This is a genomic window from Pollutimonas subterranea (genome assembly GCF_002849655.1).
Classification (GTDB): domain Bacteria; phylum Pseudomonadota; class Gammaproteobacteria; order Burkholderiales; family Burkholderiaceae_B; genus Pollutimonas; species Pollutimonas subterranea.
This window is the reverse complement of sequence record NZ_PDNW01000020.1, coordinates 1-12253: the sequence shown is the minus strand read 5'-3', so window position 1 is coordinate 12253 and position 12253 is coordinate 1. Positions and strand designations below refer to the sequence as shown.

Here is a 12253-nt window from a genome sequence, read left to right as displayed (position 1 = left end):
ATGGAGCCCTAATGGAATCCCGCCTGCTTGAAATACTGGTCTGCCCACTCTGCAAAGGGCCCTTGCACCACGACCGCGAACAGCAGGAACTCGTTTGCCGGGCCGACAAGCTCGCCTTCCCCATTAAAGACGGAATTCCGGTCATGCTGGAAAGCGAAGCGCGCGAACTGCCGGGCGACACACCAACTACCAGCGACGCGACTTGAGCGGCATGAGCTTCATCGTCGTCATTCCAGCGCGCGCTGCCTCCACCCGCCTGCCCGACAAGCCCCTGCTCGATATCGCCGGGAAGCCCATGGTGGTCCGAACCGCCGAGCAAGCCGCCTTGTCCGGCGCCAGCCGCGTGGTAGTCGCCACCGACGATGCACGTATCGAGCTTGCCGTGCGGCAATACGGCTTCGAGGCGCTGTTGACCCGCGCCGATCATGCCACGGGTACAGATCGCCTGGCCGAAGTTGCCGGACAATTGGCGCTGGAGCCCGACGCCATCGTGGTGAATGTGCAAGGTGATGAGCCCCTGATCGATCCGGCGCTCATCGACCAGGTGGCCCAGTTGCTTGCGGTGCAGCCGGACGCGGCCATTGCAACCTGTGCCACGCCCATTCTCGACGCCAGCTCCCTCTTCAATCCCAACATCGTGAAAGTCGTATGCACCAGGGCCCAGCGCGCTTTATATTTCTCGCGCGCTCCCGTTCCTTGGGCCCGCGATGCATTGGCCGACGGCGAACGGCGGCTGGCGCCCGGCATCCCCGCCCTGCACCATATCGGTCTGTACGCCTATCGCGTTGACTTCCTGAAACAGTTCTCGTCCATGCCGGCCGGACCGCTGGAGACCTACGAATCACTCGAGCAATTGCGAGCGCTCGAGAACGGATATTCGATCGCGGTTCATATTACCGGCGCCCATCCTGCAGCGGGCGTGGACACGGCAGAAGATCTGGCAAGAGTGCGTCAAAACTTTATAAATCGGTTATAAATCGACTTCAAATCGCTGACCGGCACTCTCGCACTGCAAAAATTGCTGCATTGCGGCATAATCGGAAAAAGCCAGAAAAACCAAACTCAGGAGGAATTCATGCGACTGATTCTGCTCGGTCCACCCGGTGCCGGTAAAGGCACCCAGGCAGCATTCATCACCGAAAAATTTGGCATCCCCCAGATTTCCACCGGCGATATGCTGCGTGCGGCCGTCAAGGCCCAGACACCCCTTGGCCTTGAAGCCAAAAAAATTATGGATACCGGCGGCTTGGTGTCGGATGACATCATCATCGGATTGGTGCGCGATCGGCTGCAGCAGCCGGACTGCAAGGACGGCTATCTGTTTGATGGTTTCCCGCGCACTATTCCCCAGGCTGACGCGCTCAAGAACGCCCGCGTTGCGCTCGATTACGTGGTCGAGATCGTGGTCGCCGAAGAAAACATCATTGAACGCATGAGCGGACGCCGGGTGCACCCTGCCAGCGGCCGCAGCTACCACACCAAGTTCAACCCGCCGAAGACTCCGGACATTGACGACATCACCGGCGACCCGCTGGTGCAGCGCGACGACGACCTCGAAGAGACCGTGCGCCACCGCTTGTCGGTATACCGTGAGCAAACGCGTCCCCTGGTCGATTATTACTCCTCGTGGGCGCAGTCGGGCGACGCCGACGCCCCGGCCTACCGGCAGCTTTCAGGCCTCGGTACCGTCGAGGAAATCCGGGAGCGGGTCCTTCAGGCCTTGAAACCTTAAGCACCCTGCCTTGCAACGCGTTATCGACATATAGACATAGAGACATAGAATGGACATCAAAAACAAGGTATTCATCATTACCGGTGGCGCATCGGGCCTGGGAGCAGGCACCGCGCGCATGCTGGTGGCCGAAGGCGCTTCCGTCGTGCTGGCCGATGTGCAGGACGAAGCCGGCGAGCAACTGGCCGCTGAACTGGGCCAGACTTATGTGCACTGCGATGTCACACAGGAAGCCGACGGCCAGGCGGCAGTCGCCGCCGCCCTTAATGTGGGAAAACTTTTTGGCCTGGTGAATTGTGCCGGCGTTGCGCCGGCCTCCCGCATCGTCGGCAAGAACGGCCCGCACGCGCTGGATCTGTTCCAGAAAGTGGTCATGATCAACCTGGTGGGCACCTTCAACATGTCGCGGCTCGCCGCGGCGGCCATGAGCGAAAATACCCCTGAATCCACCGGCGAGCGCGGTGTGTTGATCAACACGGCATCGGTTGCGGCGTATGACGGCCAGATCGGACAGGCTGCCTACGCGGCCTCCAAGGCAGGCGTAGTAGGCATGACCTTGCCCGTGGCCCGCGACTTGTCCAAAGTCGGCATCCGTTGCGTAACGATTGCCCCGGGCATTTTTGGCACGCCCATGATCTTCGGCATGCCCCAGGAAGTGCAGGATTCGCTGGCAGCCAGCATTCCGTTCCCGACTCGCCTGGGACGGCCCGAAGACTACGCCAAGCTGGTCAACAGCATCATCACGAACGAGATGATCAATGGCGAGACGATACGCCTTGACGGCGCCATCCGCATGGCACCGAAATAATCCACGGCGTACATGAGTCTGCTTCGGTCGGCCGCCACGGTCAGCAGTTTTACCCTGTTTTCACGCATTACCGGCCTGATACGCGACATACTGATCGCCAGTACCTTTGGCGCAGGGCCGCTGACCGATGCTTTCTGGGTCGCATTCCGCATCCCTAACCTGCTGCGCCGCCTGTTTGCCGAAGGTGCATTTTCCCAGGCCTTCGTTCCCATCCTGGGGCAGGTTCGCGCCACTAGATCACAGGAAGAAGTCCGGATCCTGCTTGACCGGGTGGCTCTCCTGCTGACGTTTGCCCTCATGGTGGTCACGGTGGCGGGCATCGTGGCCACGCCCTGGGTAGTCAGCGCCATGGCCAGCGGCATGCGCGCTGCCGCCAGGCAAGCCGAATTCAATGCTGCCATATCGATGACGCGCATGATGTTCCCCTACATCATCTGCATGTCGCTGGTTGCGTTTGCATCGGGCGTGCTCAATACCTGGAGCCGCTACGCCGTCCCGGCGTTCACGCCGGTACTGCTGAATATTGCCATGATAGGTGCCAGCCTTTTCCTGACGCCTTACTTCGAGACACCTATATACGCACTTGCCGCCGGAGTCATGCTGGGCGGTGTGGCTCAGTTGCTGGTTCAATGGATCGCGCTGGCCAAGCTGGGCCTGTTGCCTCGCTTTTCGCCGCGCCTGCGCCAAGCCTGGAACGATCCTGTCGTACGGCGCGTCATGCGTCAGATGCTGCCCGCCATCCTGGGCGTATCGGTCGCTCAGATCTCGCTCTTGATCAATACCAATATTGCCACATGGCTCACGCCAGGCAGCGTTACTTGGTTGTCGTTTGCCGACCGCCTGATGGAATTTCCGACCGCACTGCTGGGGGTCGCGCTGGGCACCGTGCTGCTTCCCAGCCTGTCCGCCGCCCACTCGCGCGAGGATCACGGCGCCTACAGCGCACTGCTGGACTGGGGGCTGCGCCTGGTATTCCTGCTGGGCCTGCCCGCGGCACTGGGACTTGCCCTGTTGTCGGACGGGCTTGTCGCGACCCTGTTCAATTATGGCGCTTTCAGCGGACACGACGTCATGCAGACGCGGCTGGCCGTGATGGCGTATTCAGCAGGCCTCATTGGCCTGCTTGCCATCAAGATCCTGGCGCCGGGTTTCTATGCCAAGCAAGACATACGCACACCGGTGAAGATCGCGATATTCGTCCTGATCCTTACCCAGGCGTTGAATGTAGTGCTGGTGCCGCGATTCGCACATGCCGGCCTCGCTCTGTCGATAGGTTTGGGCGCAAGCGTCAATGCCCTTTTGCTGGTCGTCTTATTACGCCGCCATAAACTCTATCGACCCGGCCCGGGCTGGATTCGTTTCGGGTTTCGCATCCTGCCTGCCCTGGTGGCCATGTCTGCGGTACTGTGGCTGGCTGACCAGAGGCTGGATTGGGTAGCATTGGGTACGAGCCCCGGGCTACGCGTGCTGTGGCTGGGCGGCGTGATGCTGGCCAGCGCCCTTACCTATTTTGTGGCGCTGTTCGCTTTTGGGTTTAGGCCTATTGACTTTACACGACGGGCCAAGTGATATAGAATAGCCGTCTTTGCCAAATAAACCTAGCAGATCAGTCAGATCTAATAAAACGGATACGCACCACTATGGCCAATACCGCCCAAGCTCGTAAACGTGCTCGTCAATCGATTGAGCGCAACAAACACAACGCCAGCCTGCGTTCAATGCTTCGCACGTCCATCAAGCGCGTGCGTCAAGCTATCGATGCTGGCGACAAAGCAACCGCTGCCGAAGTCTTCCAGAAAACGACAAGCATCATCGATCGCGTTGCCGACAAGAACATCATTCATAAAAACAAGGCCGCTCGCCACAAGAGCCGTCTTGCTGCTGCGGTCAAGGCATTAGCCTGATTGCTGTAATGGTTTAACTGGCAAAGCAGGACTCGAGCCAGGGCTCGGTTATGACGGGACGCATCAGCGTCCCGTTTTTCTTTGTGGTCGCCTGCGGTATAGTTCGGCATAGCAAAAATTCAATAAACCGACGCACGAGGCATTAATGACGACCGCTACACCTGTTTTGCTGCAATTGTTCGCCCTTCCCTTTCCCGAAGCCCAGCAGCGGCTGGCGCAACACTTCGACCTCATCGAGTTGTGGAAAGCGCAAGACCCTGATGCCGTCATCGCGGCACGCCGGAATGAAGTCGTTGCGCTCGTTACCAGCGCCATGACGCCCACCTCGGCCGCGCTCATCGACAAGCTGCCCAATTTACGCGCCATCTGCAGCCACGGCGTCGGCTACGACGCCATCGACGTCAAGCATGCGCAACAGAAAAGCATACAGGTCAGCAACACGCCCGAGGTCCTGAACGACTGCGTGGCAGACCTTGCATTGGGCTTGCTGCTTGCCACCGCCCGGAAGCTCGGCCACGCGGAACGTTATGTGCGAGGCAACCTATGGGGCACCGAGGCCAAGTTTCCACTGGCCGTTAAAGTCAGCCACAAAAAAATCGGTATTGTCGGCCTGGGCCGCATCGGCATGGCCATTGCCCAGCGCGCGAAAGGCTTCGACATGGAGATCCGCTACCATAACCGTCGCCAGCGCGCCGACGTCGGCCTGGCCTACGAGCCCTCTCTGGTGCAATTGGCCGCCTGGGCGGATTTTCTTGTCATTGCCACAGTAGGTGGTCCGGAAACGCGGCACCTGGTCAACGAAGAGGTCATCAAGGCGTTGGGGCCCGATGGCATCCTCATCAACATTGCGCGCGGTACCGTGGTTGACGAAACAGCCATGGTCAACGCCCTGGTCAGCGGCGAACTGGGCGGCGCCGGCCTGGATGTCTACGAATCAGAGCCCACCGTACCCGATGCGTTGAAGTCCCTGGACAACGTGGTCATTGTGCCTCATGTCGCAAGCGCCACGAACGAAACGCGCAAAGCCATGTCCGACCTTGTAGCGGACAACGCGGAAGCGTTCGCAAAAACCGGCGAAGTCATTACGCCCATACCGCCGCTGTAATTACGCATAGAATCCCTGCCCCATGAATCCCTCCACCCTAATAGGCATCGTCGCCAGCGTTCTACTGCTTGGCGTCGTACTGTTCTTTTCTGCGGAAGACCCGGCCCTGTTTCTAGACGTCCCCAGCCTGGCAATTGTGCTGGTTGGGACAATGGCCGCCACCTTCATCAGCTATCCATTGCGCGAAGTGGTGCGTATCTTTGGCCTGATACGCACGGTACTTCGCAATGAGCGCCTGTATACGGCACACGATATCGAAGACCTAGTGGCCATCTCGCGGATCTGGATGACGGGAAACATCCGGGCAGTGGAAGAGGCGCTTGAGTCGGTATCGAATCCGTTCCTGAAAACAGGCGTCCAGCTTGTTATCGACATGACGCCGGAAGAAGACATTCTGGATCTGCTGCAATGGCGAATTTCACGACTGCGCGCCAAGGAACACGCCGAAGCGCAGCTGTTTCGCGTGATGGCCAATTACTCGCCCGCCTTCGGCATGATCGGCACGCTCATCGGCCTGGTCAATCTGCTGTTCCTGCTGGGCGATGGCGACATAACGTCCATAGGCCAGCATATGGCGCTGGCCCTCATGACGACGTTTTACGGCGTGCTGCTTGCCAACCTCTTGTTCAAGCCAGTAGCGGTAAAGCTAGAGCGGCGTACTGAACAACGCGTGGAAGTCATGAACATGGTGCTGCAAGGCATCTCAATGATGTGCCAGAAGCGCAGTCCCAACCTTATGCGGGAAACGCTCAACTCCTTCATGATCGATTACCAGGACGAGATCAATGATGGCAGCAGCCGCCGCCCGCAAGCCGGCGCCGAGGCTGAGGCTGAGGCTGAGGCCTGACAGGCAGTTTTATGGCAAACATTAGGAACGCCATGTCTTCCATGCGCGACGGCGGCAGCCCACCAACCCGGGCCGGCAACCCCTTGGCGCAGCTGGCCGCGCGCCAGCGAGAGCTGGAATCCGAACTCGCGGCGGCGCGCAAGGCCAATGCTCAGGCACGCAAAAAGGCAAGCAGCAAACAGTGGCACATCAAGCCCACCCACATTCAAGAGGATGAGGGCTGGTACACCACCTATCTGGATGTGATGACCCTGCTGCTGGTGCTTCTGGTGGTAATGCTGTCGTTCGCCGGCAAGAGTGCGCTGGACGGCTTCAGGGAAGCGACAGGCGGCAGTACCGTTCCCGTGTCACGGGTTGCTGCAGCACCTGCCCTGGACGGCTTGCCGGAGATCGACCTCGGCCCCTTGCGGTCGGGTATAGGGCTTTTACCCGCAAACAACGGCTTGCTGCCTGAAGTAGGCCTGCACCATCACCACGAGCCCAGTGCTTACTTGGCATTGCCAAGCAACGATATCGACGAACGCGTGGTGAACTCCCCTACCGCCGATACAGCTACCGTCGATACCGGACCAACCAAACCGTCTTCAGTCGATCCAGCGGCCATTGAGCCTACTCGGATCGACCCTACTCCGGGCGACCCTGCTCCGATTGATCCGACGCCGAACGCGCCGACGCGAACTGAACCTGCCCCGGCTCTTCCCGCGCCTGCGGCTCCAGCGCCAGCCACTTCCAGGCAGGACATGTTGGCGGGCCTGCCAGTGGGCGAGCTGGGCGATGACATAGACATCATCGTCAATGAGCGATCCGTGAGTTTTCGCATCAATAGCGAAATACTGTTCGGTTCAGGTGAAGCGGACCTTAGCGTGCCGGGACTTGCCGTTCTAAAGCGCCTGATACCCGTATTCAATAGCGTCGATCATAGGCTCACCGTGGCGGGCCACACCGACTCAGTGCCCATGCTGCGCAATCGCCGCTATCCGTCAAATTGGGAACTGTCTGGTGCGCGCGCCGGCAGCGTGGTGCGCTACCTCGAAGCAAATGGCGTGGCCAGCACCCGCCTGCGCGCTGTCGGCAACGCGGACACGGAGCCGCTGGCGGACAACGCCACCCCCGAGGGACGTGCAAGCAACCGCCGCGTAGAACTGATCATGGAACGAAAAGAAGAGTAAGCGTAGCTGCGATCAGGGCGTCTGCACGTCCTGCTCGGATATCTTCAGGTTGTTGTCCTTGGCGAAATCGCAAACGAATTTCCATGCCAGCGGCTCAAGATCGCGCAGACGCTTGTCGACCACGACGCAGCGAATACCGTCGAGCACTATGGGCACGACATAGGGTGAATAAGTATTGGGTCCACCATAAGACCCGGCCGGACGAAACTGCGACATGACGCCGGCAAGACGCTCTGCCCAGTCGCTGGGGCGAAACCGCTGGCCGTCGAGAGTGAGGCCGTGAATAAACATTTGCTGCACAAGATGTGTCATAGACTTCCGCGGACAAATCGTACCCATTTCAGGTGTACCAAATTTTCCCTGCGCCGCGAATTGTATATGATAGCCGCCTGGAAGATATTCTGGCCACTGCGTGGCCAAACCGTTTTTGCTGTCGGCCATCTTGCAAGGTAAGATGGCTCTTTTAAAGAAGGCTTATTATGTCTGGCGCCATACCGCAAACAGGTCCACTTCGGCATTTTCTGCAATTTCGCGACCTATCTAGAACCGAGATCCAGTATGTGCTGGACCGCGCCCGTTTAATTAAAAACAAATTCAAGCGCTACGAGCCACACCACACGCTTCACGATCGCAACCTGGCCATGGTGTTCGAAAAGGCCAGCACGCGCACACGCGTATCGTTCGAAGCAGGCATGTATCAACTCGGCGGTTCAGTCATACATCTTACCACTGGCGACTCCCAGCTCGGCCGTGCCGAACCCATCGAGGACACCGCGCGCGTCATCTCGCGCATGGTCGATGTCGTCATGATCCGCACGTTCGAACAGACACGCATCGAACGCTTCGCGGCTCACTCCAGGGTACCGGTCATCAATGGGCTTACCAACGAGTTCCACCCCTGCCAGATCCTGGCCGATATTTTCACGTTTATCGAGCACCAGGGGCCCATAGAGGGCAAAACAGTGGCATGGATAGGCGATGGCAACAACATGGCCTACACGTGGCTCCAGGCGGCCGAAATCCTTGGTTTCAACCTCCATGTCTCGGCACCCGCCGGCTATCAGCTCGATGCCCAGCGTATTGGTAGCCCCGCCCCATCCGTATTGCAGGAATTTGCAGACCCCATGGAAGCGTGCCGCGGCGCGCACCTGGTTACCACCGACGTCTGGACCAGCATGGGCTACGAGGCCGAAAATGAAGAACGCCGCGAAGCGTTTGCCGACTGGTGCGTCGATGCCGAGATGATGGCCGTGGCTGATCCGTCCGCCATTTTCATGCACTGCCTGCCGGCCCACCGCGGCGAAGAAGTCACGGGCGAGGTCATCGACGGGCCCCAGAGCGTCGTCTGGGACGAAGCCGAGAACCGCCTGCACGTACAGAAAGCCCTGATGGAATTCCTGTTGCTGGGCCAGATCGCGTAATTGGTCTTAAAAAAAAGGCACCGCCAGCAAGCAGTGCCTTTTTCTTTCGCGCCCTGAAGCGTTACTTCTCGCCCTTGCCCTTTAACTGAGGCAGAGGACCCGTGCCGGCAGAGGTCAGCAAGCCGGCCTTGGCATACGTGAACAGCTTGTCACGGGTATCCACGATATCAAGGTTGCGCATGGTCAGCTGGCCGATACGGTCGCGCGGCGAGAACATGGATTCGCCCTTCTCCATCGTCAAGCGCTCGGGCTGATACGTAAGGTTGGCCGACTGCGTATTCAAGATCGAATAATCATTCCCGCGACGCAGCTCGATGGTGACTTCGCCCGTAATGGCGCGAGCCACCCAGCGCTGCGCCGTTTCGCGCAGCATGATGGACTGCGGATCAAACCAGCGGCCCTGATACAGCAGACGACCCAGCTTGAGCCCGTTCACGCGGTATTGCTCTATGGTATCTTCGTTGTGTATACCCGTCACCAGGCGCTCGTAGGCAATATAAAGCAGGGCAAGTCCAGGTGCCTCGTAGATGCCCCGGCTTTTCGCTTCGATGATCCGGTTCTCGATCTGGTCGCTCATGCCCAAGCCGTGGCGCCCGCCTATGCGATTCGCCTCGAGCAGCAGCTCGACGCTATCACTGAATTCAATACCATTCAACGCAACCGGCTGCCCCTCTTCGAAGCGAACCGTTACCTCTTCGGCCTTGACCTCGACATCGTCGCGCCAGAACGCGACACCCATGATGGGCTGCACGATCTTGATGCCGGAAGTCAGGTGTTCGAGGTCTTTCGCTTCGTGCGTCGCACCCAGCATGTTCGAATCGGTCGAATAGGCTTTTTCCGACGACATCTTGTAGTCGAAACCGGCCTGGCGCATGTATTCGGACATTTCCGAACGGCCACCCAGCTCGTCGATAAAGGCCTGGTCGAGCCAGGGCTTATAGATTTTCAGATCAGGATTGGTAAGCAGGCCGTAGCGATAGAATCGTTCAATGTCGTTACCCTTGAACGTGCTTCCGTCGCCCCAGATATTGACGTCGTCGTCCTTCATGGCGGCAACCAGCATCGTTCCGGTCACCGCGCGACCGATAGGCGTAGTATTGAAATACGTGATGCCGGCCGTAGAAATATGGAAGGCGCCGCATTGCAAGGCGGCAATCCCCTCGGTCACCAATTGGGCACGACAATCAACCAGACGGGCTTCCTTGGCCCCATACTGCATGGCCTTGCGCGGAATCTCGTCGTAATCGGGCTCATCGGGCTGGCCTAGATTGGCCGTATATGCGTAAGGAATAGCGCCTTTGTTGCGCATCCAGAGCAAAGCGGCACTGGTATCGAGTCCGCCGGAAAATGCAATACCGACCTTCTGGCCGGTAGGGACGTCTTCAAGAATGGTTGTCATTGTTGATCTAAGGCCTTGGAAATGAATTCAGCTAACCAGGCATTATATCCTTGATGCCTATTGGGACTGCATGACCAAAGGCTAGTCGTCGGGCGGCAGCTTGCGCGGCGCATCGGCATCATTAAGGGGATAGGCGTCCGCCACATAGGCCGGACCTTTCATCAGCTTCACAATGAAAGCGCCTACGGTTACCAGGACGCAAGCGGGCCAAAAAAAGGAAAACGCGCTATACGCATAGACATCTATGGTCGTGACGAGAGTAGGCGACTGCTCTATGCCCAGCCAATGAAACAGCCTGACGACCAGCGATGGCATTCCAATAATCAGCGTGCCCACCAGAAAAACAAGCGGCATACGACGCAAGATGACACGCTCGCGTCCAGGGGGGGTTCTAGCGTAACCGGGAAGAATATTGAAAATACCCATATGCGTCTCCGATAGCCGGTGGGCCCTGCCCGTGTTGATGTATTTTGCTGCGTCCAGTAAGCTTCCAGCAGGTCTTGTTCCCGCAGCACGACTCCGTATGAAATGGGGAAAGTACGTACCCAACAATCAGGACACAATGCTAAAATTCCTGTGCAGTATCGGGGGAGTAGCTCAGCTGGGAGAGCGCTGCGTTCGCAATGCAGAGGTCGGGAGTTCGATCCTCCTCTTCTCCACCAAGATTCAAATCCTAACCGCTATCGGTTGGGATTTTTTTTGCTCGGAGCGCCCGGGCTGGCGGGGCTCGCCGGCCCAGACTTTCAGCCATTAATCGGTAAATGTCGCTCTCTGTTCTCTGTAGGTGTCGCGAGCGTTCTCGACATTACTTCTAGAATTTATGCGGGTTTGCGGGCGTCGGGTTTCGTTTTTGAGCTGCTATAGAAGCGGCGACCAAGAAAAACATCAAGGCCCGAAACGGCGAAAGCCTTTCTACTTTCTATTAAGTTCATTTGCCGGAGCAGTGGCTATTCCGAAGGGACAAAGTGAATATCCTAACCTTGTGCGCGTCCTGCTACAAAAAGTATACGAAGAGCCAGCATTCATTGACGCGGTGAAAAAATGACGATTCAAGGAACTCTACTTAGGCTACCCCGGATGGTCGTAGCTCTTGGCTTGACTGCCCTATTGGTTGCCTGCGCTCATCCAATCGTAATCAGTCCTCTCGAGACGCCCTCCCGCGTTAATGACGCTATCCAACCGAAACAAGTCGCTTATGTGATGACGGACGCGGACCGAAACAAGCAAGTTACTACTGAGGGGGGAGGCGGTGATAAGGTCAGCTACTTCCCTTATCGTGACCTTGAAAAGGTCATCCGTGATGCTCTCCGAGCTGTGTATGCGGACGTTTCCGTAATCAAGTCTCCCTCGGATGTAATGACTATTAAAGAAAACGACATTTCTTTAGTGTTCGCTCCCGAAATTACGACCTCATCTAACTCTCAATCGATTTCTACGTGGCCACCAACGCAGTTCACTATTGAACTTGCCTTGAACGTCACGGACGCAGTTGGCAATATCATTTCACGTATTAGAGTTATAAGCAGTGGTGCGGCGGAGTTCTCGGAATTTAAGGTTGATTTTGGCCTTGCAGGAAGACGTGCAGCTACCGAACTTTCAGAAAAATTAAAACAGGAAGTCAATGCCAATCCGCGTCTACGCTGATAATTTTATTATCGGCCCTTCGGGACTGCGTAATGTCCGATGACCATATCGTAATAATCGCACGTTCCCCGCACCACTCCTAGCGTTGGCACAGATTTGAAGCGCCCCGGCTTTCGTGGAGGCCGGTTGGTTTAAGTCAGACCTCGACAGCGACCTTTTCAGTCAGTTGCCGATAATAATTTTCTTCAGCTTCTGCCGGTGGAATATACCCGATAGGAGCCAAC

Annotated in this window: 14 protein-coding genes and 1 tRNA gene; 12 read left to right on the top strand and 3 right to left on the bottom strand. The window is 57.7% G+C overall.

The features are described 5' to 3' along the window. Positions 1-11 precede the first annotated feature (11 nt). From CR159_RS18050 to CR159_RS18010, 9 genes are all read left to right on the top strand, one after another. A complete protein-coding gene (locus CR159_RS18050) occupies positions 12-206 on the top strand; it encodes a Trm112 family protein (RefSeq protein WP_102075355.1) in 195 nt (64 codons plus the stop codon). A 5-nt stretch (positions 207-211) separates the two neighbouring features. Then, positions 212-976 carry a 3-deoxy-manno-octulosonate cytidylyltransferase gene (gene kdsB, locus CR159_RS18045; protein WP_102075354.1) on the top strand — a complete coding sequence of 255 codons (765 nt, stop codon included), beginning with the start codon at positions 212-214 and terminating at the stop codon, positions 974-976. A gap of 99 nt (positions 977-1075) precedes the next feature. After that, positions 1076-1732 (top strand): adenylate kinase, encoded by a 657-nt coding sequence (adk, locus tag CR159_RS18040; protein ID WP_102075353.1) that lies wholly within the window; start codon positions 1076-1078, stop codon positions 1730-1732. Between the two features lie 49 nt (positions 1733-1781). Further along, on the top strand, positions 1782-2540 hold the full coding sequence (locus CR159_RS18035) for a 3-hydroxyacyl-CoA dehydrogenase (RefSeq protein ID WP_102075352.1): 759 nt from the start codon (positions 1782-1784) through the stop codon (positions 2538-2540). 12 nt (positions 2541-2552) lie between these two features. Next, positions 2553-4109 (top strand): murein biosynthesis integral membrane protein MurJ, encoded by a 1557-nt coding sequence (murJ, locus tag CR159_RS18030; protein ID WP_102075351.1) that lies wholly within the window; start codon positions 2553-2555, stop codon positions 4107-4109. Positions 4110-4180: 71 nt separating this feature from the next. Further along, a complete protein-coding gene (rpsT, locus tag CR159_RS18025) occupies positions 4181-4444 on the top strand; it encodes a 30S ribosomal protein S20 (protein ID WP_102075350.1) in 264 nt (87 codons plus the stop codon). A gap of 145 nt (positions 4445-4589) precedes the next feature. Next, complete coding sequence (locus CR159_RS18020; protein WP_102075349.1) at positions 4590-5549, top strand: 2-hydroxyacid dehydrogenase; 960 nt, start codon at positions 4590-4592, stop codon at positions 5547-5549. A gap of 22 nt (positions 5550-5571) precedes the next feature. Continuing rightward, on the top strand, positions 5572-6396 hold the full coding sequence (locus CR159_RS18015; protein ID WP_102075348.1) for a motility protein A: 825 nt from the start codon (positions 5572-5574) through the stop codon (positions 6394-6396). 11 nt (positions 6397-6407) lie between these two features. Next, positions 6408-7565 carry an OmpA family protein gene (locus CR159_RS18010; RefSeq protein WP_199173364.1) on the top strand — a complete coding sequence of 386 codons (1158 nt, stop codon included), beginning with the start codon at positions 6408-6410 and terminating at the stop codon, positions 7563-7565. A 12-nt stretch (positions 7566-7577) separates the two neighbouring features. On the opposite strand, the gene CR159_RS18005 is transcribed toward CR159_RS18010, so the two are convergent. Continuing rightward, positions 7578-7877 carry a DUF3579 domain-containing protein gene (locus CR159_RS18005; protein WP_102075408.1) on the bottom strand — a complete coding sequence of 100 codons (300 nt, stop codon included), beginning with the start codon at positions 7875-7877 and terminating at the stop codon, positions 7578-7580. 167 nt (positions 7878-8044) lie between these two features. Here CR159_RS18005 and argF point away from each other — a divergent pair, with 167 nt between their 5' ends. Beyond that, positions 8045-8986 (top strand): ornithine carbamoyltransferase, encoded by a 942-nt coding sequence (gene argF / locus CR159_RS18000; RefSeq protein WP_102075347.1) that lies wholly within the window; start codon positions 8045-8047, stop codon positions 8984-8986. Between the two features lie 61 nt (positions 8987-9047). Here argF and argG read toward each other — a convergent pair whose 3' ends face one another. Together argG and CR159_RS17990 are read right to left on the bottom strand one after the other, a co-directional pair. Next, complete coding sequence (argG, locus tag CR159_RS17995) at positions 9048-10385, bottom strand: argininosuccinate synthase (protein ID WP_102075346.1); 1338 nt, start codon at positions 10383-10385, stop codon at positions 9048-9050. 81 nt (positions 10386-10466) lie between these two features. Continuing rightward, on the bottom strand, positions 10467-10811 hold the full coding sequence (locus CR159_RS17990; protein WP_102075345.1) for a hypothetical protein: 345 nt from the start codon (positions 10809-10811) through the stop codon (positions 10467-10469). 160 nt (positions 10812-10971) lie between these two features. Between CR159_RS17990 and CR159_RS17985 the strand changes: the two genes are divergently transcribed. Together CR159_RS17985 and CR159_RS17975 are read left to right on the top strand one after the other, a co-directional pair. Further along, positions 10972-11047, top strand: a tRNA-Ala gene (locus tag CR159_RS17985). A 379-nt stretch (positions 11048-11426) separates the two neighbouring features. Further along, positions 11427-12029, top strand: coding sequence for a hypothetical protein (locus tag CR159_RS17975; protein ID WP_199173363.1), 603 nt, complete (start codon positions 11427-11429; stop codon positions 12027-12029). The last annotated feature ends 224 nt before the right edge of the window (positions 12030-12253 follow it).

Bases quoted from the DNA above. Each gene is read 5' to 3' on its own strand.
- CR159_RS18050 (WP_102075355.1), top strand. From the start codon at position 12: ATGGAATCCCGCCTGCTTGAAATACTGGTCTGCCCACTCTGCAAAGGG.
- kdsB (WP_102075354.1), top strand. From the start codon at position 212: ATGAGCTTCATCGTCGTCATTCCAGCGCGCGCTGCCTCCACCCGCCTG.
- adk (WP_102075353.1), top strand. From the start codon at position 1,076: ATGCGACTGATTCTGCTCGGTCCACCCGGTGCCGGTAAAGGCACCCAG.
- CR159_RS18035 (WP_102075352.1), top strand. From the start codon at position 1,782: ATGGACATCAAAAACAAGGTATTCATCATTACCGGTGGCGCATCGGGC.
- murJ (WP_102075351.1), top strand. From the start codon at position 2,553: ATGAGTCTGCTTCGGTCGGCCGCCACGGTCAGCAGTTTTACCCTGTTT.
- rpsT (WP_102075350.1), top strand. From the start codon at position 4,181: ATGGCCAATACCGCCCAAGCTCGTAAACGTGCTCGTCAATCGATTGAG.
- CR159_RS18020 (WP_102075349.1), top strand. From the start codon at position 4,590: ATGACGACCGCTACACCTGTTTTGCTGCAATTGTTCGCCCTTCCCTTT.
- CR159_RS18015 (WP_102075348.1), top strand. From the start codon at position 5,572: ATGAATCCCTCCACCCTAATAGGCATCGTCGCCAGCGTTCTACTGCTT.
- CR159_RS18010 (WP_199173364.1), top strand. From the start codon at position 6,408: ATGGCAAACATTAGGAACGCCATGTCTTCCATGCGCGACGGCGGCAGC.
- CR159_RS18005 (WP_102075408.1), bottom strand. From the start codon at position 7,877: ATGACACATCTTGTGCAGCAAATGTTTATTCACGGCCTCACTCTCGAC.
- argF (WP_102075347.1), top strand. From the start codon at position 8,045: ATGTCTGGCGCCATACCGCAAACAGGTCCACTTCGGCATTTTCTGCAA.
- argG (WP_102075346.1), bottom strand. From the start codon at position 10,385: ATGACAACCATTCTTGAAGACGTCCCTACCGGCCAGAAGGTCGGTATT.
- CR159_RS17990 (WP_102075345.1), bottom strand. From the start codon at position 10,811: ATGGGTATTTTCAATATTCTTCCCGGTTACGCTAGAACCCCCCCTGGA.
- CR159_RS17975 (WP_199173363.1), top strand. From the start codon at position 11,427: ATGACGATTCAAGGAACTCTACTTAGGCTACCCCGGATGGTCGTAGCT.